Source organism: Candidatus Cloacimonadota bacterium (assembly GCA_019429305.1).
In the GTDB taxonomy this organism is placed as follows: Bacteria; Cloacimonadota; Cloacimonadia; order Cloacimonadales; family JAJBBL01; genus JAHYIR01.
In genome coordinates this window covers 1-26,885 of the sequence record JAHYIR010000026.1, presented here as the reverse complement: position 1 = coordinate 26,885, position 26,885 = coordinate 1, and the positions used below count along the sequence as shown (strand labels likewise).

Genomic DNA, 26,885 nt, shown 5'->3' with positions numbered 1-26,885 from the left:
TAACACGTAACAGCTTTTCCCCTTGCTTCTACCTCCGCAGGCTTTTACTGATCACAGATGACGTTTTTTTTTGTGTCCATTCGTGGTTAGTTTCTCTTTTTTACTCTGCATTCCTTGCTACGCGAAATCCATAACTAAAGAAACTATATGTCGGCAGATTCCTCCTCCGCACTTCTACTGAACATGCCTCTTCATAAGCAGCCCAACTGCCTCCTAGTCTGACACGAAAATCTCCACTAGATCTTCCTGTCGGATTTGTTCTGTAACCGGTTGGATATTCTCCATATCTATCCCAGACCCATTCATAGACGTTACCGCTCATATCATAGAGTCCCAATTCATTAGGGTTCTTCAGACCGACTTGCTTCGTGCCATAATCAGGATTTGTATTGCCACCGGGTAATCCGGCACCGGCATTCTCTCTATACCATGCCACCTCTTCGATGTTATTGCTCCCGCTATAAGAATAACCACGTGAGTTATTACCACCCATAGCAGCAAACATCCATTCCATTTCCGTAGGGAGACGATAGCCGTTTGCCAACCAATTGGCATTGACAAGATCGTGATTAGTGTCAACTGCTTTCCAGTTGGAAGGCCAATTATCAGGATCTATTCCATGATCTCCAAATTTATATACAGGAGTCAAACCTTCTTGCAAGCTCAAGCGGTTACAGTACTCTATCGCATCAAACCAGGAAATCTGCTCTACAGGTCGGTTGGCATTATTTACATGAAAAGAGGGATTACTGTTCATCACTGTTTCATATTCTGCCTGAGTGATCTCATATTTTCCGATATAAAAAGGTGACAGAGTTACCGAATAACTGGAAGCAGGATTGAAATCTCCCCCTTGTATGAGAACCATTTCTGGAGCAGTACTGATCCTGTATTCTGCTGTCGCTACTTCACTCTCGATCCAATGATCTTTGAAAGCTCTGGCTTTTATGACCATATCTTCACCGATCATGACCGGTTCGGTATAGATTACCGAGTTCGCTGTCGGAGTCGTACTGTCAGTAGTATATCTGATAACAGCATTTTCAGTAGCACTGCTAATAACTACTATCTGTTCTTCAGCATATAATCCGGCAGGTGGTGTAAAGGTCGGAATGGCAACAATGCCGGTAATTTTATAAGAAGCGGTCGCTACAGCACTTTCGATCCAGTCTTCTTTATAAGCCCTTGCTTTAATAGTAGTATCCTCAGTGATCAATATCGGTTCCACATATTCATGGGCATCTACCGTAGGAGTCGTTCTGTCGGTAGTCTGCCTGATAGTTGCACCCTCGGTTTCACAGATAATCCTAATATACTGTTCCGAGGTATAAATACCTTCCGGTACTTCAAATACCGGTGTTGCCACAGTTTCTTGGAGAACGATCTGATAACAAGCCGAAGTTATCGTGCTCTCTATCCAGCCCTCCTTGAACGCTATTGCTCTGATACATATATCGCTTTCAACTCTGATCGGTCCTACATATTGCTCTGAGGTCATTGTCGGTTCAGTCAGGTCTAATGTATATCTAATTACGGCACCTTCGGTAGCGGTTCTGATAACTACATTCTGCACGCTGTTATAAGTCCCCGCCGGAGGTCTGATAGTCGGAGCAGCTACTGTCCCTGTGATGATATATTCTCCTGTAGCAATATCACTCTCCAGCCATTCTTCTTTAAATGCCCTTGCTTTGATCACTTTATCGGTCTTGATGTTTATTGGTTCACTGTAGAGTTCTGATTCTCTTGTTGGTTCACTCCCATCGATCGTATATCTGATCTCGGCATCGATCGTTGTCGTACTGATAGAAACTAATTGAGGAGCTGTAAAAGTTCCACCGGGAGGTTCCAAGACGGGATTAACTACCTGTGCTATTTCCGGTTCTAAGACCGGTTCAGGTTCCGGCTCTACCCTCTCTCTGCAAAATAAAACAAATAGTAAGATTATTATACATAACAGAATTATTAGAAAGAATAGTAATCCCTTCTTCATCTTCTCCTCTTTTTCGATTGCTCTTTTTTTATTAACTCAAACCTGTTTGCCTAATATGGAAAAAATACTCTTATCTAACTTGTTAATTTGTCAAGACATAATGACTCTTCCTACTAAGTGATAAATCATAATCTGAAGTGTAAACCTCAGGTATGGGACAAAGTCCCATTGGGGAAGCAGGCAAGTTTAGGCCATCCTTATTCCAGACACTGAAGTGTCTGGCTATCATATTTCATACCCCCTCCGGGGCATGAAAACAATCAACCCGGAGCGCGGCGACGGGTGACATATGATCGCATAGACTTGAGCTGTGAATTTTACTTCGAAGCTATACCCCACCAATGGACTTGCTTCTACCTCCGCAGGCTTTTCCTGATCACTGATTACTGATCACTGTTTTTACCCTTCCGCAGGATTTCCCGTAACACGTAACTCATAACACGTAACAGCTTTCCCCTTGCTCTTCCTCCCTTTGGCTTTTACTAATAACTACATAGCTAATTATTATTATCTAAATGAAAAAACATCTTGACAATATGAACCCTGACAGTAAAAGAATCTTATCTATCATGGCTAAAAGTAAGGGCATTAGATAGAGGTTCTGATGAAAAAATATAACTTAGTTTTTCATATCGATCATATTCGTATCAAAAAATTTCGAAATTATAATACTTTGTAGATAAAGATGTATTCATTCTCTAACCATAGTTAGGAGGTCATCATGTCTAAGAACAAGATATATCCTTTACTATCCGCTATTATGCTTGTATTAGGGTTTTCTTTTTTATCAGCACAGGACTTTGCCGGAGGTTCAGGTACAGAATCGGATCCATGGCAGATCGAGACAGCTGAGCATCTGAACAATGTTCGTAATTATTTGGGTGCAGAGCACAGTGATAAGTTTTTCATCCAAATAGCCGACATCGATTTGGGAACTCCCCCCTGGAACGAAGAAGAAGGATGGGAACCGATAGGTGATTCGGTCACTAACAGTTTTCAGGGTTCATATAATGGTTCAGGACATATAATTGACGGGTTATATATCAACAGCCCACAAGGAGAGCATCTTGGTCTATTTGGCTATACCAGGTTAGCAACGATCAAAAACCTTGGTTTGCCTGATGTTGAGATAACAGGATATAGATATATCGGTGCTTTAGCCGGTGTAGCACACGAAACGATAATGAACAATTGCTATAGTATGGGGAATATTGATGCCGATACAGTTGCTGGAGGTTTAGTTGGTAATAGCTACTGGCATTCAATAATCAGTAATTCTTTCAGTTCTGTAGATATTGACGGAGAAAATACTTTTATAGGTTGCTTGGTAGGATCGAATAGCAGAGCTATCATTAGTAATTGCTACAGCGCCGGTAATGTCTCCGGTTCTAACTTTGTAGGAGGTATGGTTGGTTCAAACGGTTATTTATCACAGATTATCGACAGTTATAGTATTGGATATGTTACAGGAACTGGTACAAGTGTCGGTGGTTTGGTAGGTTGGCGAAATCAAGGGAGTACCAGCAATAGTTTTTGGGATATTGAAACCAGCGGTCAGACAACCTCACAGGGAGGAATAGGGCGTACTACCGCTCAAATGACCTATCCATATGATGGCAATACCTATGTTCAGTGGGATTTTATAAATATCTGGGATCATGATATTACCGGCGAATTTAATAACGGATATCCTCTACTTAGATTTTATCATGAATCGACTACTCACTTTGCCGGGGGAACTGGGACGCAAGCAAATCCCTGGCAGATCGCCAATGCAGTGCAACTCAATAATGTCAGATACTATTTGGGAGAGGAACATGATAACAAACACTTTATTCTGACGGCAGACATCGATTTGGGGGTATCACCATGGAATTATGATGAAGGTTGGGTACCTATCGGAAATTCATTAGCTAATTCTTTTCAAGGGCATTTCAATGGTGCCGGGTATAGCATCAGCGGATTGACTATCAATAGAAACGATTCCGATAATCAGGCTCTGTTCGGATGTACTCTCAGTGCTTCAATAGCAAATGTAACCCTTGAAGAGGTTGACATTAGCGGTTTTAACAAAGTTGGCGGATTAGTGGGTATCAATATTAACTACTCAACAATAACCCAATGCAGTGTTGCCGGTGTTATCAATGGAACCGGCAATAATATCGGCGGCTTGGTCGGTTTCAATAATAATTCTCTGATCGAAAATTGCAGTTCGACAGCAGTTGTATCTTCAACAGAAAACTATATAGGTGGTCTGGTGGGGAGTAATGTCTATTCTATCGTGGATAATAGCAGCAGTGCAGGTGAAGTTAGCGGTAACAGTGATGTCGGTGGTCTTGTCGGCTTAAACTATACTTCAGAAGTTAAAAACAGCTTCAGTACATGCAATGTCTCCGGTTCAAGCAACACAGGTGGATTAGTAGGAGTGAATTATATCAGTTCATCTATCGAAAACTCCTATAGTACAGGCAATCTTATAGCTAACGGTAATCAAATTGGAGGACTGGTAGGTTACAATTATGATCATTCTCATATTATAGACAGTTATAGTAATGTCTTCGTTCAAAGTTCGACAGGTAACAGGATTGGTGGTTTAGTCGGCAGTAATTTTATTTATGGTGAGATAATAAACTGTCACAGCTCCGGACATGTGGTCGGTTATCAAGAAGTTGGAGGGCTGGTGGGTTATAACTCTGATTATTCATCAATAGAAGCAAGTCACAATTCCGGTGTTGTTGTAGGAACCGGCAATTATATTGGTGGTTTGGTAGGCTTTGATATGCACTACTCTTCGATTAATGATTGTTACAACACAGGAGATGTAATAGGTTCGGGTAATAGTACTGGGGGCCTTGTAGGGAGTCAGTCAATGAACTTACTAATCAATTATAGTTATAATACGGGTAGTGTTACAGGATATTTGAATGTTGGCGGATTGGTCGGATATAGCGATTATATTACGATTAATAACTGCTATAATAAAGGTACAATTCACGGATACAATACTATAGGCGGTCTCATTGGATTTGCTTCGTTGATACAAACTGACTTGATTAATAGTTATAATACAGGCAATGTTTCCGGAGAGATCACCGTAGGAGGCATTGTGGGCAGAATCAGGGATCGGATAACCATTATCAATTGCTACAGTAAAGGTCTTGTTGTCGGAAATATTACCACCGGAGGACTAATTGGTGAAGGTGGTTCTTATTGGGAACTTGATATAATCAACAGCTATTGGGATATCGAGACCAGCGGACAGATGACATCAGTGGGAGGAGAAGGAAGAACAACCGAGGAGATGACATATCCTTATGCTGACAATACGTATGTAAATTGGGATTTTTTTGATATCTGGGCTCCTGATAAAGATTTCACTGTTAACAACGGCTATCCTTACCTTCGGGAAGAGACACTGTCGAATACCGAAGAACCTATTTTGTCACCGGTTATAGGGTTGCTCATCTATCCTAATCCCTTTAATCCCGATACGACAATCAGGTTTGCTTATGCCGGAAACCTTCCCTTACAGTTAGTGATTTATAACATCATGGGGCAAAAAATCATAACAACCGACAATATCGAACAGGATAGTCAGGGCTACTTTTTTGTCTGGAACGGCAAGGATCAGAACAATCGAAATGTCCCTTCCGGTGTTTATTTTGCCACGGTCAGAGCCGGTAACATGATAATCGAGACCGGGAAAATGCTCCTTTTGAAATAATAATCCCGCTTCTGATAATGGTTCATATAATTGATAATTTTAAATTTACGGGGGATTTTATGAACTCAAGAAATAGACTGAGTAGAAAATGGATCGGGCGATTATGTCTAATTGCTCTGATAACAGGATCAATTATTGTTTTGTCAGCCCAGGAATTTGCCGGTGGTTCAGGTACAGAAACAGATCCATGGCAGATTGAAAGAGCCGAGCATCTGAATAATGTTCGCAATTATTTGGGTGAAGAGCACAGCGACAAGTATTTTATGCAGACTGCCGACATCGATTTGGGAATACCTCCCTGGAATGAAGGGGAAGGATGGGTTCCTATCGGTTGGTATTTTAATTGGGATGATCGAGAAGCATTCTATGGTCAATACGATGGTAACGGACACATAATATATGGTCTGTTTATTGACCGGGCAGATACTCATGGTCAGGGTCTTTTTGGCTTTATTAACAATGCTGCCATATCTAATTTGGGTTTGATAGATCTCGAAGTAACCGGCAGAGATTTTGTCGGTGGATTAGTGGGTAGAACAAACGAATCTTCTATCAGTAATTGTTTCAGTGAAGGAGTTGTCAGTAGTTCGAGAGATCATGTAGGGGGTCTGGTCGGTTGGAATTATTGGACAACTCTGTCCGGTTGCCACTCCTCCGGTATTGTAATTGGTCAAGGAGAGGATGTAGGTGGGCTTGTCGGAATGAACTATCACTATAGTGAGATCAGCAACTGTTATAGTGATGCTGAAGTTTATGGTTATGGAGCAGGCAGTCACAGTGGTGGTTTAGTCGGTCATAACAAATATATATCTGTTATAACCGGTAGTTACAGCTTAGGAGATGTTTATGGTCTTGGTGCAGGTGCAAGAGCAGGAGGATTATTGGGAATCAACACCTCCACGCTGATCAATAGCTATAGCAGAGGGAATGTTTCAGGTGCCTATTTTGTCGGTGGTTTGGTGGGACTGAACATCAGTCAGGCAACGATAGTCAACAGTTATAGCACCGGCAGTGTTTCTGCTTACACCAATTTTGGCGGATTGGTTGGAGAAAACTCTTATGCTACAGTAGTTAACTCATATTGGGATATGGAGACAAGTGGTCAGAATACCTCAGCCGGTGGCTCCGGTGCGATGGGGAGAACTACCGAAGAGATGACCTTTCCCTATGCTGTCCATACATTTGTCGAATGGGATTTTGAGAATACTTGGGCAGCTGATATAGACTACAGCATCAATGCCGGTTATCCTTATCTCCGGGATTTCGACGACCCTGTCTCTGTTGAAGATGATCTCCTTGCTCTCGAGAAACCGATTCCCCTGACAAATTACCCCAACCCTTTCAATCCGGAAACAACCATAAAATACTCTCTCTCTGAAAATGTTGATAGATTGAGCATAAAGATCTACAACTCCCGTGGTCAGCTTGTCAGAACTCTTGTTAATGCCCCTCATCTTCAAGGTGAGTATGAGATACTTTGGGATGGCAAGAACGATAACGGAACACCTGTCGCTTCCGGCATCTACTTCTATAGATTGACCACGCCGGATCACGAAAAAGTGAACAAGATGTTATTATTGAAATAAGATACAAACTACTATAGAATGATCAAAAACTTAACGGAGGAAACAATGAAATGTTTAGTGTTATTCATCACCCTGATATTAATCAGCACCGCTCTCACAGCCCAAACGGCAATAGCACCTACAGTAGGTGATGGAACTGAAAACAGTCCTTATCGGATAGCGTCATTAGAGAATCTTTACTGGATAGCAGCGGGTAATGATGAAGTTCCCGATCCGGATCAGGAGTTACGTCTTGCCGGACACTATATCCAGATTATTGATATAGATGCTTCAGAGACGGTTGACTGGTTTGAGGGTATGGGTTGGCTACCTATAGGACTTGATTACGATGAAGAGACTATAATTAGTTTTTCCGGAACTTACGATGGTCAGGGTTACACTATCGAGGGACTTTTTATTGATCGTCCTGATATCTTAGCCCATATTGGTCTGTTTGCTATTGTCAGCACCTCTGACTCTCCCCCATCGGGAATAAGCAATCTTGGTCTTACTAACGTTGATATCACTGGTCAGGCAAGGATAGGAAGCTTAGCAGGGCGTTTGGAAGGTTCTTCTATTATCAATTGCTATAGTAGTGGTCTGATTTACGGGATAGCTTCAACCGGTGGATTAGTCGGAGTGACTGCACAGAGCAGTATGATCAGTGATTCCTATAGCTCGGTCAACGTCACAGGTCCCGGTAATTATAAGGGTGGCTTAGTCGGTGTGAATGGCAATACTATGATCAGTAATTGTTATAGTACTGGGAATGTTAACGGAACATACTATCTCGGAGGTCTGGTGGGTTCGAATCAGGGTCAATCTAAGATCTTTAACAGTCATTATAATTATGAAGAGGTATTGATCAACGATGGAGAAATTATTACTATCGGTGCTTTGGACGGAGCGATGTTCAACGACTGGATCAATAACGATATGGACTTGAATATTCATGATTACCTCACTACAGACGGTGTTTACTTTCTGATCAATGATGTCGCTGATTTCCGGAAACTCCTCGCTTTCGGACAGGCAACCCAGAGTTTTTTACTCACCACCGATCTCGATCTGAGCGACGAACCCAGTTTCTATATCCCTTACTTCTCAGGTTATTTTGATGGTAATGGACATCAAATAAGTAATTTAACATTGGATTGGAACAGGTTATCTGATATAGGTCTGTTTGGATATGCTTATAGTGCAACAGTTCAGAATTTGGCAATAATTGATATCGATGTTATAGGAAGAACTAATACCGGAGGTTTGATCGGTACTTTGACCAATAATGGAACTGTTCACAATTGCTATACGACAGGATCATTACAGGGAGATCAAAGAATTGGCGGGCTGGTAGGTGCTCTCTCCGGCAACTCCACAGTGAGTCATAGCTATAGCGAAACGGATTTGATCTCTGATGGCTATGGTACAGGGGGTCTGGTAGGAGAATCTTTCTTATCAACAGTGTCGGTTAGTTATTCTACGGGTAATGTCAGCGGAAATTCTGCGGTTGGCGGTTTGATCGGGTATCATGGCAGCTCTACTACAGAAAATAGTTACAGCACCGGCAGTGTTAATGGTCTCTTTATGATAGGGGGTCTGATAGGACACAATCAATCTTCTCTGATCGACAACTGCTACAGTTATGCCGTTATAATCGGGCTCTTAGAAATTGGAGGATTAATAGGACGAAATGATGGAAATTATTTGATAGTTAACAGTTATTGGGATATCGAAGCGAGCGGACAGAGCGAATCTGCCGGTGGTGAAGGACGAACAACCGCAGACATGACCTACCCCTATTCAGGCAACACTTATGTCGAATGGGACTTTATTGATATCTGGTCATCAGATATCGAGCATGATGTCAATCAGGGCTATCCTTATCTTCGGGAATTCGATGTTTCGGTTGATGATGAACAGCTTGTTATTATTCAACCGCTCTCTCTCTCTAACTATCCTAACCCTTTCAATCCGGAAACCACTATTCTATTCGATTTACCACAACAAGGTGCAGTACAACTCATCATCTTCAATATCAAAGGGCAGAAAGTCAAAACCCTGTTAGACACTGATCTCACTCCGGGAACTCATTCGGTAGTTTGGAACGGCAGAGACGACAATAACAACGAAGTAGCCGGCGGCATCTACTTCTATCGCCTCCTCAGCAAAGACCTCCAACTAACCAACAAAATGCTGCTCCTGAAATAACCTAATATCACACTTTTATCGAGACGGGTATCCCCCGTCTCTTTTTTTTATTCTTTCGTCAGTAATAACTGTGTCACCCTGAGTGATTTCCGTATTACTTCTTGCATGGTTATCGGAAATTGTATTGAACCGAGGAAATTGCTTCCTCGTTGCTGCTTCCGAGCTCGACGAAGTCAACAAAGGATATCTCATACAGACTAAATCCTATATTAGAAAAAGTTTGTCATCTCGACTGGAGAATGAATCACGAAAGTGAGTCTTTGGAAATGGAGAGATCTCATCACGGACTCACATTAAATACGAAATCATACATGCTATACCATTATCAGTGATGAGATGTCTCGACTTCGCTCGACATGACAAAAAGGTGGACCACTCGAACCGAGGGAATTGCTTCCTCGTGGCTGCTTCCGATTCTTCGATAAAATTGAAGTAGTCAATTACTCAGGACGACGAAGTCAACAATGGGTGTAATATTGATCGTTTGTCACCCTGAGTGCCTCGACTTTTTGTCGAGGTGTATCGAAGGGTAGACAAAACAACAAAGATTTTATCATTAACCGAGCAAAAGAAATTTTATAGGGTCGTGGCCTCTTCTGAAGAGCTACCTGTTCTAAGAGAACCCATGCCTTCTGATATACATCACTAAGGGTGAGGTCAAGAAGTTCTGATTTGAAATAGCAGAGCAATGTTAGTAAAATCACTCACTGATCTATAAAATTTAATTTACTTGAATCTTTAGGAAGTAGCGTAGTCAGCTTGAGCCGACTACGCTGCTTCCTAGAGGTAGATGATAGGAAACCCTCATCAAGAGAGGATCTTGAAATTAGGCAGTGTTTGGACAGCGGTGTGGAGAGAGAAGGAACTATTTGGTGAGATGTGTTAGGGTGATTTTCTTTTAGTGATGCTTGGAACACTAGTAGTTGTTTAGCCTTCAGAATCTGCTCTGTCTATTTCGTTTAGCAGATAATCGTTGAAGTCCTTTATGTTGGAGTAGTAGGGGATAGAATCTCTTAGCAGAAATTAAGTCAGAACGTTGAAAAACTCCCTTAGCAAATTGTTAGATTATCGGTATATAGAAGAATTAGATATTGACAGAAATCATATGCTATGTTTTTCTTAAATAAGAAATAATGTATCGGAGGTAAAGTTAAATGAAGATTATGGCTATTATCGGGCTTGTTGTGTTTTTGAGTTGCTTGATCGGATTGTTTGTTGCTGTTTACGATGGAGGACTAATTTTTGGCGTTATAGGAATCTCGTATGCTCTGGCTTTAGCAATTGTTGTGTTGTCAGTTCCGAGTAATAAGTCGGATAAAATTGCAGAGTTGTCGAAAATCAATCACCTTAGGAAATCAGAAGCTATAACAGAAGATGAGTTTCAACAGATGAAGAACAAACTACTCTACTGATTAAGCAATTATCTGCCATCAATATCTTTAACCTGATCAATACACCAAAGATATTTATTCTTTCGGTTTTCTAGAAACGGTCAATAAGACAATCAATACGAATATCTTGCCCCGAAGGGGTATGATATAAGATAGCCAGACACTTCAGTGTCTGGATTGGGATGATCTATATACCCACGGTTCGATACAATTTACTATGATCAGGCAAATGAGAATTTATTCTTCTGGGTGCATCCGAAAGGGTCACAACAGGTTTTGCAGACCCTTTTGAATACATCATATTCTAAGAGTTCGATATCTTTCGAATAATACTCTTCCTTTACCGGCTCTTCTTTCATCAAATCGGTAGAGAGATATTTTTTGTTATCATCGGAGAAAACTGTTGTTACTACTGAACTTGCCCCCAATTGATTCTGGATCTTGAGAGCACCTAAGAAGTTGGCTCCTGATGAGATGCCGACAGCCAATCCCAATTCTGAAGCAAGTTTCTGAGCCATAATGATAGCATCACCATCATTGACATCAACTATTTCATCTAATTTTTCGAGTTTAACGATCGGTGGTATGAATTCATCCGAGATACCCTGTAAACGATGATGACCTACTTTACAACCCGTTCTCAATGTCGGACTTTCGGCAGGTTCAAGTGGATGTACTTTGATCTTGCTATTCATCATCTTAAAGTACTCGCCTACACCCATGATCGTGCCACCAGTGCCCACTCCGGCAACAAAAGCATCCGGGCGTAAATCATTAAAACGCAATTGCCACCAGAGTTCAGGACCTGTAGTAAGAAAATGTGCCTTGATGTTATAATCATTGGAAAACTGACGGGGTAAGAATATATTTGATTCCTGTTCTGCCATCTCTTCACTCAGCTTGATACTGCCGACAAAACCACCTTCCTCTTTGGTGACAGTAACGATCTTAGCTCGATAACCGGAAATGATCTGCATTCTTTCCACACTCATCCATCCGGGCATAATTATACAGACCTGATGTCCGAGAGTTTTACCGATAGCGGCAAAAGAAATGCCTGTATTGCCGCTGGTTGCTTCTACTATTGTGTCCTCAGGTTTTATCGCTCCAATCTCATACGCTTTCTCTAAAGTATATAAAGCCATTCTGTCTTTGATGCTGCCGGTGATGTTATACTGCTCGCATTTGGCATAGATAGTCCGTTCCTCACCCTTGTAGCGGAATTTGATGACTACCATAGGAGAATTGCCGATCAGCCGCCATAAACCACGAAAAATATCGCTCTTTTCTTTACTCATCTTCATCTCACCTTGTTTCTTGTTATGATCATCATGAAAACGCAAGATATTTATCATTATATTGTGTGGCAAGAAAAATAGTGATTAGTAATTAGTGAAAAGCCTGCGGAGGTAGAAGCAAGGGGGAAAGTGTTACGTGTTATGGGTTACGTGTTACGGGAAAACCAGAGGGAGGAATAGCAAGTCCATTGGAAGTAAAAGCAAGCATCTACCACGAATGGACACGGATGAAAAAGGATGAACACAAAAAACAAAGCATTGACACACCAGCGGAAGTAAAGCAAGGAAAAATAGTGATTAGTTATTAGCTATGTAGTTATTAGTAAAAGCCTGCGGGAGGAGAAGCAAGGAGGAAAGTGTTACGTGTTATGGGTTACGTGTTACGGGAAAACCAGAGGGAGGAATAGCAAGTCCATTGGAAAGGATAAGCTACGAAGCAAAAATTCTCATAATGAAGTCTATGTTGCAGAAATGTCAGTCCGTCGATACAACCCTTCGATACATTCTGCACCAAAATGGTGAGCCCCCTCGATGAAGTAAACCATTTTGGTGCAGAACACTCAGGGTGACACAGCAGATAACTCAGAGGACTTAAGGTATCCAGACGTCAAATAAATATTGATTGACTGAAATAGTCGTTTTTATTAGTAATTGTATCAAGAAAAGCTAATAAAAGGTGAGAAGATGGAAATAAGGTTCAGAGATGTCGGGAGAGGCATTGTAGAGGCAAGGGCTACCGTAGAGATAGTGCCCGGCATATTTATCAATGAAGTGACGATCGTCAAAAAAGGTAGAGATTATGATGTAGAGGTGCCGCAGAAGAGTTTCAAGGGACAAGACGGCAAGATACACTTTGTTGAAATCATATCATTCGAGAATGAGCAGAAGAAAATTGTCTGGCAGCTGGAGATCAAGAATCAATTCCTCGAGTGGCGTAAGAAAAACAAAAGCATTCTCGTTTATGAAGATAGAAATTATTAAAGGAGAGTATGGAGTTTACCAAAGAAGTTAAACAACGAGTTTTTTTAATTGGATTATACACAGGAAAAGAGAAGAGAGAAGAATACGAACGAACGGTAGATGAGTTGGAACATCTCAGCAAGACAGCAGGAGCTGATGTTTTAGGGAGATTTGTTCAGCATCTGGAAAAACCAAATCCTGCGACATACATCGGAAAAGGAAAGATCGCTGAGATCAAAACCGAAACAAAAAGCAAAGATATCGATACCCTGATCTTCAATGATAACCTCTCCCCTGCCCAAGCAAAGAACATTGCCCGTATAACTAACTGTAATATCGTAGATAGAACGGAACTGATCCTCGATATCTTCGCTACTCATGCCCAGACCAAGCAAGCCAAGATGCAGGTCGAACTGGCAATGCTGCAATACAACTATTCCAAGCTGCGTAATCTCTGGCAGCACTTTTCGCGTATCGAGGGTGGTATCGGACTGAGAGGTCCGGGAGAGACGCAGATCGAGTTAGACCGTCGTGAGATAAAAAAGAAGATCAGTATCCTGCAGAGAAGGATCAAGGATCTAGACAAGATCTCGGTCGTGAAAAGGAAGAAACGCTCCAACCTGAAGAATGTCTCTCTGATCGGTTATACCAATGCCGGCAAGACAACCCTCTTCAACAGAATAACCGGAGAGCATCTCTATGTAGCCGACCAGCTCTTTGCTACACTCGATTCTACTACCAGAGCTATCCAGCGAAACGGTGAAGAGAGGATAGTGATCAGCGATACGATCGGCTTTATCAAGAAACTCCCGCATACGCTGGTCAGTTCATTCCATTCCACGCTGCTGGAGGTAACTGAAGCTGATCTGCTGCTGCACGTCGTTGATGTCTCACAACCCGATTTCGAGCAATATATCGAAGCGGTGAACGATGTTTTACAAGAGATCGGAGCTGATGATAAGGATATTCTCTATGTATTCAATAAGCTCGATATGCTTAAAGATACTGTAAAGACGAAATTCGTGAAGAAGGGATTGATGATGAAATATCCGGCATCGGTCTTTATCTCAGCAAAGTATGATGAAAATTTCGAGGAGCTGTTCTCACTTATCTTTGATTACTTGAGCAACATTAAACGAGAAGAGGTCTTACATATCCCGTTGGAGATGAAGAAACTGATCAGCTTTCTTAAGTCACAAGTGGAAGTATTAGAAAAACAGATTGACAAATCAAACAAAGAACAAATTTTGAAAGTCAGAATTGCTAAGGAGTTATCTCAAAAGGTGAGAAAGCAGATTGATGACTATAAATTCAGGCAATATATAAATGAAGAATAAATAAGTCGGAGGATGTAATGATTAGTGATTTGGAAAGAATTTTTTCAGTTAATGCCCAAGGCATGAAAAAATCGCAGATCAGAGAACTTTTGAAGTTAACTCAAGACCCGGAAATAATTTCCTTTGCCGGGGGCTTACCATCGGCAGAATCTTTCCCTGTGGAAGAACTGAACGATATTGTTTGTAAAATAATGAAAACCGAGGCGCATATTGCCCTGCAATATGGTGCTACAGAAGGTGATACCCTTCTCAGAACCCTTCTAGTAGAACGTTATAGAAAAGAAGGGCACGATATTTCTCTTAAGAACATCATAATTACTACCGCTTCCCAACAGGCACTCGACCTGATCTCCAAGATCTTTATCAACAGAGGTGACAAGGTTATTGTCGGTCTCCCCTCTTATCTGGGTGGTTTAGGTGCTTTTGGCAGCTATGGAGCCGATATGATCGGTATTCCCTTGGATGATGAGGGTATGAGTGTTGATAAACTGGAAGATGTTTTAAGAGACCTCAAAGCCAAGGATCAGAAACCGAAGTTTATCTATATTATCCCCGACTTCCAGAACCCTTCCGGGATCACGATGAGTAAGCAGCGCAGACTCGATATTATCGCCTTGGCAAAGAGATATGATGTATTGATCATCGAAGACAGTCCTTATCGTGAATTGAGATTTGAAGGTGAACATGTGGAGACGATGTTTAGTCTGGATAAAAGTGAACAGGTTGTTCTGCTCGGAACCTTCTCTAAGATCTTTGCTCCCGGTTTTCGTATCGGGTGGGTAATCGGTAATGAGCATATCCTCAATAAGATAGTTGTCGCCAAGCAATCTACCGACCTTTGTACCCCGCCATTTACACAGCGTATCGCTGCCAGATATATCGAAAATGGTTTATTGGACATTAACATCAAAAAGATCATTAATCTCTATCGAGAAAAACGTGATGTCATGTTGGACGCTTTTGAAAAATATATGCCTCAAGGGGTTAGCTGGACTAAACCACACGGCGGTTTGTTCCTCTTCTTAACCGTGCCGGAACATATCGATGCCAGTAAACTATTCCTTGATGCTATCAAAGAAAAAGTTGCCTTTGTTATCGGATCTAGCTTTTACTGTAATGGTGAAGGAAAGAATACAATGAGGATCAATTTCTCGTATTCTTCGAAAGAGTTGAATATTGAAGGTGTGAAACGATTGGCAAAAGTCATCGAATCTTACCTTTAACTGATAAAAAATTTGGAGGAGTTTAATATGAAAGAAGAAATGAACGAGCTGATAAAATACCGAGAGTTTTCCAAATACTTGAATCTTATCCCCGGATTTATCCATAATCTCAATACACCATTAATGAGTATTTCGGGCAGAGTAGAGCTCATCAAATTCAAGATCCCGGATCTGCAGGGTATAGACCAGATCATGCAGCAGTTAGAAAAGATCAATAATACTATCAATGTTGTCAAGTATATGATCGAGAAAGATAAACTGGAGTCGAAGCAAAAGATCGACCTGACGACCTTTATCGATATCTTCGACCAGTTCCTCAACCTCAACCTGATATATAAGCACAAGATCAAGCTGGAGAAAGAGATCGAAGATGGTTCTTCTATTGATATTCTGCCCTTTATGATGCTCAATGTACTTTATGAGGTATTCGATAACTGTATCAATCTGATGGAAGATGGCGGCACGATCAGGATAAAGATCTATCGTGATGCTTCGAGAGTCTATTTTGAAGTAATGCGTAGCGGTCAGAATATTCCGGAAGATCTCGTTAAGGATATTAACGCCAAAACAAAAGCAAAACTGGATGCTAAAGAACTGGTAGATCTGCTCGTTGTGAAGAAGATGCTGGAAGACCTTGGTGGTGCGATAAAAGTTAAGAACATGCCCAATGGTGTGGAGTATCTCTTTAATATACCGAAATAAATAGTAAATAAACTTAGATTTTCAAGACAAAAAGCCCCTCATTGCAGGGGCTTTTTGTTTGGGGGATAGCAGGAAGAAAAGTGTTACGTGTTATGGGTTACGTGTTACGGGAAAACAGGAGGAAGAAGTAGCAAGTCCATTGGAAGAGCAGCAAGATATAAAAGAATATTAACCACGGAGACACAGAGAACACGGAGAACACGGAGAACAAGGAGAAAAAATGAGACGCCCCAGCGGAAGGAAAAGCAAGGAGAAAAAATGTTACGTGTTATGGGTTACACTTTCCCCCTTGCTTCTCCTCCCGCAGGCTTTTACCTTGTAACCTTTCCACCATTCCACTCAATTCTCCGTGGTTAACTCTTTCATAGCACGATGCTGACCAGCTTGTTCTTTACGATGACGATCTTCTTTATCTCCCGGTCTTCAATGAATTTTTGGACATTATCAACCTGCAGTGCCTTCTGTTTGATCTCGTCCTCAGTGGTAGTAACCGAAACAGTAACTCTCCCTCTCACTTTACCCTGCACCTGAATGACATAATTGATCTCATCACGCTGCAGATATTTTTCATCCCAGACAGGGAAACCGGAAGTATGGATGAGAGTATCATATCCACACTGATTCCAAAGCTCTTCCGCAATATGCGGAGCAAAGGAATAAACAAGCCGCGGTATGATCAGACAACCCTGCACAAAGGCAGCTTTTTCATCATTAGTCAGTTTGCTGATATCTTTAACAGCAGTCAGATTGTTCAGATGCTCCATCAGAGCTGCTATAGCCGTATTGAATTGCATCCTCTGTTCGATGTCTTCGGTGACTTTTTTAACCGTAAAATGAGTCGAATAGAGCAGTTCTTTGGTCAGATCGCTCTCTTCACTGACAACTTTATCCTTGTATTGAAGGATCAACTCTCTATTGTTTGTTATGAGTCGCCATATCCTGTTAAGGAAACGGAACGCACCCATGATCCCTTCATCACTCCATTCTACATCTTTATCGGGTGGCGAGGCAAAGAGCATAAACACCCGTGCCGTATCAGAGCCATAACGGTCTATGATGTAATTGGGATCAACTACATTGCCCTTCGATTTTGACATCTTTGCTCCGTCCTTGATGACCATACCCTGGGTCAGAAGACGAGCAAACGGTTCGTCACCGCTCAGGAGTCCTATATCCCGCATAAACTTATGGAAGAAGCGGGCATACATCAGATGCATACAAGCATGTTCGATCCCACCGATGTATTGATCGACCGGCAGCCAATAATCAGCGTTATGCTTGCTGAACGGTTCCTGATCATTATTAGTATCAGTAAAACGGGCATAATACCAGGAGCTATCGAGAAATGTATCCATCGTATCGGTCTCTCTTCTTGCCGGACCTTGACATTGAGGACACTGAACATTGATCCAATCTTCAACAGAGAGCAGCGGATTCTGTCTCGTCTTCCCCACCTCTACATTGGTAGGGAGCTCGACAGGAAGATCATCATCAGGAACAAGGACAGCTCCACATCTCGAACAGTGAATGATCGGGATAGGAGTTCCCCAATATCTTTGACGGGAGATACCCCAATCACGTAATCTATAGCTTACCGTGAACTCACCATAGTCGTTTTCTACCATCCATTCGGTAATAGCTTTTTGGGATGCTTCACTCTCCATATCATTAAATTGCGCTGAATTAACGAGATAACCCGGTTCGATATATGCCATCTTCATAGTGACTAAATCGAGACTTCTGGCTGGATCTTGTATCACTATCCTGATCGGGAGTTCGTACTTCTTAGCAAACTCAAAATCACGCTGGTCATGAGCAGGAACAGCCATAACTGCTCCGGTACCGTAATCAAGCAGCACATAGTTAGTTATCCAGATAGGGATCTTCACACCATTAACAGGATTGATGCAATAATGACCACTGAACATACCCTCTTTGGTAGTATCATCAGCTGTTCGTTCGATCTTATCCTGATTGATAATTCTCTCGCAGAAGGCATGCAGCGGTGAATCTGCAGGGGTATTCTTCAGCCATTCCACAACATAAGGGTGCTCCGGTGGCAGTGCCATATAGGTACAGCCGAAAATCGTATCCGGTCTGGTTGTAAAAACCGAGATGACATCATCAGAGCCAGCGACCTGGAAATGGATCTTCGTCCCTTCGCTCTTCCCTATCCAGTTGGTCTGCATAATTTTTACCCGTTCCGGCCAATCGATAACCTTAGAGAAATCGAGCAGTTCTTCGGTATAGGCAGTGATCCTGATAAACCATTGCTCCATCTCTTTTTGCTGAACTTTGCTTTCACAGCGCCAGCATTGTCCGGCTTCTACCTGTTCATTAGCGAGTACGGTTTGGCATTCATCACACCAGTTGAGATAGGCCTTTTTCTTATAGACTAATCCTTTATCAAAGAGACGCTTAAAGAGCCATTGATTCCATTTATAATATTCAGGGCGACAAGTACTGATCTCTCTGTTCCAATCAAGTCCAAAACCCATTCTGTCAAACTGTCCGCGCATGATCTTGATGTTCTCTTCCGTAGAAAGACGGGGATGTGTGTTATTCTGAATCGCAAAATTCTCTGCCGGAAGACCGAAAGAGTCATAACCCATCGGTTGAAAGACATTAAATCCCTGCATAAGTTTGTAGCGGGTCATCGCATCACCTATCGAGTAGTTGGAGACGTGACCCATGTGTAAAGCTCCGGAAGGATAAGGAAACATCGATAAGATATAATACTTCTTCTTATTCTCGAGCTCTTTGGTATTAAAGAGTCCCTGTTCCTGCCAAATCTTCTGCCATTTGGGTTCAATCTCATTAAAAGGATATTCCATTGTTCCTCCGTTATCCTGCAATTTTGCAAGTTCAAATAATTTACGGAGAGTCTGTGAAGTCAAATGTTTTTCTCATCTATAACCTAAAGTATAGTCAGAAAGACGAAATAAGTTGACAAAAACTGTTTAATTTTTTAATAATGACATATTAAATATGAGTTTATAAAGTATGAATATTTTGTTTGTGTATCTATCATAATTTGGAGTTAAAATGAGATACTTGAGAATCATTCAAAGAGAAGTAGAGGTAATATTTAGTTAAGAAAAGAAATTAGTATTTTTTTCCTAAGCGATTTAAACGATCAGGATCGAGGTAAATACGAGTAGTAAATGCAATTTCGAATCTTTAAGCAAAGAATCAAAGATTATACACATATTCTTTCGCTATAGACGTTTTTTATCTTCCAATATCAAATTCATGACACTCTATAGAGCAATCGCTGACTTGCTCTTATTTAGTTATTTTTTAGAAAACAAATCAACCACAATTCTTTAACATATCAGGAGGATATGATGAAAAAGCAAATATTGTTGTTAATACTAGTTTTCAGTACTATCATTTTATACGGTCAATTTACTGCCCGAGAGATTAACCGAACCGGATTGATCCCTGATTTAGTATCATTTCAGGGAAGATTGACCGATGGTGAAGGAAATCCTGTAAATGGAAATCTTGGTATTATTTTTACTGTATATGATGTTGAAAATGGAGGAGTTGCCCTCTGGACTGAAGACAGAAATGTTTCGATTGAGAATGGTCTGTTTCAAGTTAATCTGGGAGAAGACAACCCTCTTGGTGAATCATACTTCTCTGCTGAGATTCGTTGGTTGGGCATTAAAATAGGATCTGACAATGAGATGCTCCCTCGAATTAGGATCACGAGCAGTCCTTATGCACTGCAAGCAATAGAGATAGATCCAACTTGGAGTGGTGAGAATAACGAAACAGAATCTATTGGAAGAACAGGCGATGTAGGTATTGGAACAACAACTCCTCAAGCAAAATTAGAAGTAAGTAATGGTGATGCTTTAATTAATGGTTTGACTGTAGGTAGAGGTGGGGAAGATATCGAAAATAATACATCATTCGGCATCTTGACACTGAATTCCAATACTACCGGATATCATAATACAGCTTCAGGTTACCAGTCTCTAAGCACAAATGATATTGGGAGTAATAACACCGCATTCGGTTTCAAAACCCTACTTTATAATACATCTGGCGCCCAAAATACAGCTATAGGTTCTGCAGCATTGATTGATAACCTTTTTGGTAATGAAAACACAGCCGTGGGTATCACTGCATTAATGTCGAATTACTCTGGCTCTCATAATACTGCCTTGGGCTCTCAAGCTTCATATAATAACATCCACGGTTATAAGAATACCGCTTTAGGAACGCGGGCTTTACAATACAACATGAATGGTTCTGAAAATGTCGCTATAGGAACCGAAGCTTTACAGTATACAAATAATATGAGCAATTTAGTAGCAGTAGGATTTCAGGCATTACACCTGAATGGGACTAATGCTTCAATACCCGATCATGGACTTTACAATACTGCTGTAGGTTCAAGATCGTTATACTTGAACACTACTGGTTACAACAATACTGCTTTGGGTTACGAAGCTATTAGAAACAATACTACAGGTTGGAGTAATACAGGAGTTGGAGCATTAGCTTTACAATCCAATACAGAAGGTATTAATAATACTGCAATAGGCTATCAAGCGTTAAAAGCAAATACTGATGGCCAGCTGAATACTGCTTCTGGATTCATGGCTATGCGTGAAAATACTTCTGGTTATGCAAATACTGCTACAGGTTTTCATTCACTTTTTAATAACACAACAGGATACTATAATACAGCTCTTGGATTTAAAGTCTTGTTTAACAATTTGTCAGGACACGATAATTTAGCTATCGGATATTCATCACTCCACAATAATGAAACAGGTCTTTATAATATTGCTTTGGGAAGCAACGCCTTGTATAGTAATACAAATAAGAGTAACTTGATAGCTATTGGTCGGAATGCTCTTTCCAATAATGGAATAGGTGGTGACGATTCCTTAGATGGTGAGTACAATCTCGCCATCGGCTCGGATGCTCTTTCTGCTAATACAATAGGAAGAAGTAATACGGCTATTGGTTTTAATACTCTGACAAGTAACACAACAGGAAATTCTAATGTAGCAATTGGTCCAAGGGCACTTGAAATCAACGAGACCGGTGATGCTAATACGGCAGTTGGTTCATATTCCCTTCATTCTAATACTTCCTCAGGTAACACGGCAATTGGTCACAATGCTCTTTGGCAGACCACATCAGGATATAGTAATACAGGAGTTGGTGCTTTAGCATTTTGGTCTAACACAATAGGACTTGATAACACAGGAGTTGGTTATAGAGTTCTCTATTATAACGTAACAGGAAGCTATAATACAGCATTAGGAAATCAAGCTCTTTATAATAATGAAACAGGAGACTATAACACTGCAATAGGACGTCACGCATTGCTATCCAACACAGCAGGTAATCGAAATACAGCTATTGGTAAGTGGAGTTTGGTTGATAATATAACTGGTTCATACAATACAGCAATAGGATATAGAGCAGGTAACAATAGAACTGCAATCGATATGGGCACTTTTATCGGTTATTGGTCTTACGCAGCACAGGATGATCTTGATAATGTGACCTGTCTCGGTTATGATACCGTAACTACAGCCAGTAATCAAGTTAGGATTGGCAACATATCCGTTAACTCGATCGGTGGCTATTCCGGATGGACAAATCTTTCAACTGATAGACGTTACAATAGAAACGTGCAGGAAAATGTCGTAGGATTGGATTTCATAATGAAATTAAGACCTGTTACATTTAACCTGGATGTTGATGTATTGACTAACCGTATCAATGAATACAAAGGTGATGTAGAAGAAGATGACTATTATGATATGATTAAGAGAAATTCGGATCTTAAAGCCAAAGAAGATAAATCTTCCATACAGTATGCCGGCTTTATAGCACAAGAAGTAGAGCTTGCAGCCCAAGAATGTGATTTTGATTTCAGTGGTGTTGATTCTCCAAAAAACGACAAAGATTTCTATGGATTAAGGTATGCTGAATTTGTTGTTCCTCTGGTTAAAGCGGTCCAGGAACAACAAAAGATCATAGAGACGCAGCAAACGCAGATTGAAAATCTACTGGAAAGAATAGACTCATTGGAAAGTCAAATAAATAAAGAAAGTGACTAATATGACCAGAATTAGCCTTTTCTTATCTTCTTATCGCTGATTTTGGTTCTGTTGCTCATATCAAAGTTTTAATGGTAGAAAATCCTACAGTTATAACTATATTTAAAAGTACACGCTTTTTCCAGTTGTTCTGCGATGGAGCTAACTCCTGCTTTAGCAAAGTTCTTTTATTAGGTAGTATTGAAAATGAAAGAGGAAGGTTAACCTTCCTCTTTCATTAAACTATTACCTATTGTTCAATCGAGAGTATATGACTTACGAACAACCAGAAAAGCTTAAAGAATCAACTATTCTAGTTCTTTTTTTACACGGTCGATCTCTTGCTCCACGAGGTCTTTGATCTCCTGTAATCTGGCTTCTGTTTCAGCTTCAAAGCGTGTAACAAGTACCGGTTGGGTATTGGAAGCCCTTAAAAGACCCCAACCGTCAGGAAAAGTAACACGCATTCCATCTATGTCGTTAACATCAAAACCCTTCTCTTGAAAATGATTTTTTACCAATTCGACGATCTGGAATTTGTTGTCTTCTGTGCAATCAACCCGCATCTCGGGAGTGTTATACATCTTAGGTTGATCAGCTAACATTTCACTAACTTTTTTATCTGACTTAGCTATGATCTCAACAAACCTACAGGCAGCATAAATGGCATCATCAAATCCGAGATAACGATCTTCAAAGATGATATGTCCGCTCATCTCACCACCCATAATGATCTTATCCTCTTTCATCTTCTTTTTGATCAGAGAATGTCCTGTTTTGTACATCACCGGGATTCCGCCCTGTTTTTTAATATCATCAAAGAGGTTCTTGGAGCATTTGACATCGGCAACAACTTTTTCCCCGGGGTTCTCCTTGAGGAACTCACGGGCAAAGATATTGAGGATCTGATCGCCAAAGAGCATATTCCCTGTTTCGTCAATGACCCCTATTCTATCGGCATCACCATCCAAACCAATCCCAACCTCTGCCTTTGTATTCTTTACTGTTCTGACAAGATCCTGCATATATTCAAGGATTGTCGGATCGGGATGGTGGTTAGGATAAGTTCCGTCCATATCACAATACAACTCGATAACTTCACACCCTAAGCGGCGAAGTATGTCGGGCAATATCGGTCCTCCGGCTCCGTTTCCGGCATCCACAATAACTTTAACTGGGCGATCAATTTTTGAGATCTCGACTAGGTAATCCTGATAGATTTTGATCATGCCATGGACCGTTCTCAGTGCTCCTGAACCCTCTATAAAGGTATTATTTTGTATTATATCATAAATCTCTAAAATATCATCACCATAAATGGAAGTCAGCCCGATATTCAGTTTGAAACCATTATATTCAGGCGGATTATGACTGCCGGTTATCATGACACCGGCATCTGCCTTTAAGTGATGTATCGAAAAATATAGTGTCGGAGTTGCTAATATCGCTACATCAATAACCTCACACCCACAATCGAGCAGACCGGTGGAAAATTGTTTCTTGAAGCGGGGTGTACTGATTCTGGCATCTCCCCCGATCACTACAGATCTCAAATTTCTTTGGCGAAGAAAAGTACCGAAACCTCTGCCAAGTAAATATACTGTCTCATCATTGAGATCGATATTGACTATTCCTCTGATATCATACTGTCGAAAAATCTGACGATTGATCATCGTTCCTCCTATATTACATTTATTTATTATTATTACTGTTCAAGAATTGGGTTATCTTAGTAATTAGATTCCGTAAGGCAAGTCCCCTGTGACTAAGAAGGTTTTTTTCTTCATCTTCCATTTCAGCATATGTCTTTTGTAAGTTGGTGATCTGAAAGATCGAATCATAACCAAATCCCTTATCGCCTCTCTCCTGCTGCGTAATAATCCCCTCGACTATGCCTTCCGAGACTAATGGTTCTTTTCCCGGAATATAGAAAACAGCAACTGTAATAAACCGAGCAGTTCTATTATCTTTACCATTCATAGCATGTAAAACTTTACGCCGATTATCAGCATAAGAACAAGAATCTCCGGCATATCTGGAAGAATACACTCCCGGCTCACCATTTAAGGCATCTATAAAAAGTCCCGTATCATCAGCTATCGTAGGTAGTCCGGTTAACTCAGACAAAACCCGTGCCTTTTTCAAAGCATTTCCGACAAGAGTATCCCGATCTTCTACTACTTCCGGCAGATCATCAAAATCACAGGGCGTTAATATTGAAACATCAAGAGATGATATCAGGGCTCTAATCTCCCTGATCTTGTCTTCATTACGAGAAGCTATAAGTATTTCCATCAAGCTATTTTGATCTTATGAAGAAAAGCTTTTATCTTTATTAAAACACGTTGACTAACTGCTCTATCGGCTATATCCAAGACATTGCGAATAGTAAGTAACAAATCACCTTTGCCGCTCCAATTATCAATAAGTATCTGCTCATCTGTATGCTTCAATATCTGATCCAAGGCAAAGACCACCAAGATCAAGTCGTCAATGAAACCGACAATAGGAATAAAATCTGGAATGATATCAATCGGTAACATAACGTAGGCAATAACTCCCAAGATAAATGCCTTAGTCTGATTGGTAACTCTGTCTTCCATCAAAAGCCGGCAAAGCAAAATGAAGAAATCGGGCAATAGAAAAAGAAAATCACTGATACGATTTAGAGTACCATCTTGGGGAATTTTACTAGCAAATTTCTCTCTTAACTTCTCGTAAAATTGAAGTTTTTTCTTACCCGGATCTCGGGCAATAGTTGCCTTTACTTCTTCGAACTTTTCTTCAGGAACATCCTGAATGATCTCTTCTATTATCTCTTCTTTTTTCACTACCTTTGGTGTTTTAACTACTTGTGGTTGTTGTGCTTTCTTTGTTGTTTTCTTTTCCGGATCTACTTTTTTCTTTTGGGGACTCATTGAAACCTCCTTGAGGGATTATGTTAGGTCATTTAACAGACTTTTTGTTTTAACCGTTATTTGCAGAAACTCCTGCTCTTTTGATCGTTCTCTTGCTATTATTTCCGGTTTGGCATTATTAAGAAACTCGGTATTAGCTAGTTTCTTACGTGTTTTTTCTAACTCAATCTCTGCTTTCTGCAGCTGTTTTTGCAGACGTTCCTTTTCTTTTTCCAGATCAATCAGCCCAGTCAAAGGCAGAAAGATCTCCATGCCACTTACAACTGCTGCTATGGCAGGTTTTGGACGCGTCTTATTAAATTCAGTAGATAATTCTGAAACCTTGGCTAATTTCTGAAAATAACTCCTGTATTCGTTCAATTTGGTTGACTGTTGTTCGTTTTCCGGATGAATAATGATCTGTATCTCTGTTCCGGGTGGAATATTGACCTGTTTACGCAGATTCCGGATAGCTATAATACTCTCCTGAATGAAGGTCATGTCTTCATCTATCTGACGATTGATCATCTCCGGATTGGTTTGAGGGAATTTAGCTACAATGATAGCTTCTTCATCCATTGGAAAATGCACTTTCAAGTTCTGCCAGATCTCTTCGCTAATGAAAGGCATCAAGGGGTGCAGTAACCGCATAGATTGCTGCAACACATCGAGGAGTATATACTTAACAGTTAGCTGACTTTCTTGGTCATCATTATTATACATCCTCTCTTTAGTAATCTCCAGATACCAAGAACAGAACTCTTTCCAGATAAAATCCTGTAGTGTTTGAGCTGCATCGTTAAATCTGAGATTCTCATAATAATCTGTAGCTTCTTGAATGACCTCATTCAATCTGCTGTAGATCCATCTATCGGCAAGTTCCATCTTGAGTTCATCCTGAGAAGGTAATCCTGCGATCTTGCTAATATTACTCATAATATAGCGATAGGCATTCCAGATCTTATTACAGAAATTCCTGCCATTCTCCAGAACTGCGTCAGAGTAATATATATCTGCTCCTTTCGGGGCATTGAAGACCATACTGAAGCGAAGAGCATCAGCACCAACCTGCTTTATCAGATCTAAAGGATCGGGAGAATTTCCGAGTGATTTACTCATCTTCCTCCCGATCTCGTCCCTTACCGTTCCATGTAATAAAACTGTCCTGAACGGTATCTTATCACAAAATTCAAGAGTTGACATGATCATACGGGCAACCCAGAGATAGATGATCTCCGGTGCTGTGATCAATAGATCAGTGGGAAGAAAATATTCCAGATCCTCTGTTTTATCAGGCCAGCCCATAGTAGAAAATGGCCAAAGCCAGGAAGAGAACCAAGTATCGAGAACATCTTCATCCTGACGAAATTCTTTACTATCACATTTGGTGCATTTTTCGGGCTTTTCAATGGCAACGATCATCTCATCACAAGCTAAACAGTAATAAGCAGGGATCCTATGCCCCCACCAGATCTGCCGTGATATACACCAATCACGGATATTGTTCATCCAGTGC

16 protein-coding genes are annotated in these 26,885 nt (G+C 40.8%); 9 read left to right on the top strand and 7 right to left on the bottom strand.

Going from position 1 to position 26,885, the window contains the following annotated elements; all coding sequences use genetic code 11:
- Positions 1-100 precede the first annotated feature (100 nt).
- Positions 101-1,990, bottom strand: coding sequence for a chitobiase/beta-hexosaminidase C-terminal domain-containing protein (locus K0B81_08455; GenBank protein ID MBW6516624.1), 1,890 nt, complete (start codon positions 1,988-1,990; stop codon positions 101-103).
- 721 nt (positions 1,991-2,711) lie between these two features.
- Here K0B81_08455 and K0B81_08450 point away from each other — a divergent pair.
- The 4 genes from K0B81_08450 (at position 2,712) to K0B81_08435 (ending at position 10,899) form a co-directional block, all read left to right on the top strand.
- A complete protein-coding gene (locus K0B81_08450; protein ID MBW6516623.1) occupies positions 2,712-5,714 on the top strand; it encodes a T9SS type A sorting domain-containing protein in 3,003 nt (1,000 codons plus the stop codon).
- 59 nt (positions 5,715-5,773) lie between these two features.
- Entirely contained in the window at positions 5,774-7,300 is a 1,527-nt protein-coding gene (locus K0B81_08445) for a T9SS type A sorting domain-containing protein (GenBank protein MBW6516622.1), read from the top strand.
- A 45-nt stretch (positions 7,301-7,345) separates the two neighbouring features.
- Positions 7,346-9,487, top strand: a complete 2,142-nt coding sequence (locus K0B81_08440; protein ID MBW6516621.1) for a T9SS type A sorting domain-containing protein — start codon at positions 7,346-7,348, stop codon at positions 9,485-9,487.
- Positions 9,488-10,641: 1,154 nt separating this feature from the next.
- On the top strand, positions 10,642-10,899 hold the full coding sequence (locus K0B81_08435; GenBank protein ID MBW6516620.1) for an SHOCT domain-containing protein: 258 nt from the start codon (positions 10,642-10,644) through the stop codon (positions 10,897-10,899).
- A gap of 200 nt (positions 10,900-11,099) precedes the next feature.
- On the opposite strand, the gene K0B81_08430 is transcribed toward K0B81_08435, so the two are convergent.
- Complete coding sequence (locus K0B81_08430; GenBank protein ID MBW6516619.1) at positions 11,100-12,176, bottom strand: cysteine synthase family protein; 1,077 nt, start codon at positions 12,174-12,176, stop codon at positions 11,100-11,102.
- 684 nt (positions 12,177-12,860) lie between these two features.
- Between K0B81_08430 and K0B81_08425 the strand changes: the two genes are divergently transcribed.
- From K0B81_08425 to K0B81_08410, 4 genes are read left to right on the top strand one after another with little or no spacing between them, the layout of a single operon-like run.
- Positions 12,861-13,157, top strand: a complete 297-nt coding sequence (locus tag K0B81_08425; GenBank protein MBW6516618.1) for a hypothetical protein — start codon at positions 12,861-12,863, stop codon at positions 13,155-13,157.
- A gap of 8 nt (positions 13,158-13,165) precedes the next feature.
- Positions 13,166-14,473, top strand: a complete 1,308-nt coding sequence (hflX, locus tag K0B81_08420) for a GTPase HflX (protein ID MBW6516617.1) — start codon at positions 13,166-13,168, stop codon at positions 14,471-14,473.
- 17 nt (positions 14,474-14,490) lie between these two features.
- Positions 14,491-15,696: a PLP-dependent aminotransferase family protein gene (locus K0B81_08415; GenBank protein MBW6516616.1), complete on the top strand. Its 1,206-nt coding sequence runs from the start codon at positions 14,491-14,493 to the stop codon at positions 15,694-15,696.
- A gap of 27 nt (positions 15,697-15,723) precedes the next feature.
- Positions 15,724-16,398, top strand: a complete 675-nt coding sequence (locus K0B81_08410) for a hypothetical protein (protein MBW6516615.1) — start codon at positions 15,724-15,726, stop codon at positions 16,396-16,398.
- A gap of 362 nt (positions 16,399-16,760) precedes the next feature.
- On the opposite strand, the gene leuS is transcribed toward K0B81_08410, so the two are convergent.
- Positions 16,761-19,232 (bottom strand): leucine--tRNA ligase, encoded by a 2,472-nt coding sequence (leuS, locus tag K0B81_08405; protein ID MBW6516614.1) that lies wholly within the window; start codon positions 19,230-19,232, stop codon positions 16,761-16,763.
- Positions 19,233-19,745: 513 nt separating this feature from the next.
- On the opposite strand from leuS, the gene K0B81_08400 reads away from it, so the two are divergent.
- Positions 19,746-22,493 (top strand): tail fiber domain-containing protein, encoded by a 2,748-nt coding sequence (locus tag K0B81_08400; protein MBW6516613.1) that lies wholly within the window; start codon positions 19,746-19,748, stop codon positions 22,491-22,493.
- Between the two features lie 287 nt (positions 22,494-22,780).
- Here the strand turns inward: K0B81_08400 and K0B81_08395 are convergent, their stop codons facing one another.
- The 4 genes from K0B81_08395 to K0B81_08380 all read right to left on the bottom strand — a co-directional run.
- Complete coding sequence (locus K0B81_08395; GenBank protein ID MBW6516612.1) at positions 22,781-24,145, bottom strand: phosphomannomutase/phosphoglucomutase; 1,365 nt, start codon at positions 24,143-24,145, stop codon at positions 22,781-22,783.
- A gap of 19 nt (positions 24,146-24,164) precedes the next feature.
- Entirely contained in the window at positions 24,165-24,767 is a 603-nt protein-coding gene (rdgB, locus tag K0B81_08390) for an RdgB/HAM1 family non-canonical purine NTP pyrophosphatase (protein ID MBW6516611.1), read from the bottom strand.
- Positions 24,767-25,390, bottom strand: a complete 624-nt coding sequence (locus tag K0B81_08385; GenBank protein MBW6516610.1) for a DUF1232 domain-containing protein — start codon at positions 25,388-25,390, stop codon at positions 24,767-24,769. The genes rdgB and K0B81_08385 overlap by 1 nt, the downstream gene beginning before the upstream one ends.
- Before the next feature lie 18 nt (positions 25,391-25,408).
- On the bottom strand, positions 25,409-26,885 hold a 1,477-nt coding region (locus K0B81_08380; GenBank protein ID MBW6516609.1), incomplete at its 5' end, for a class I tRNA ligase family protein.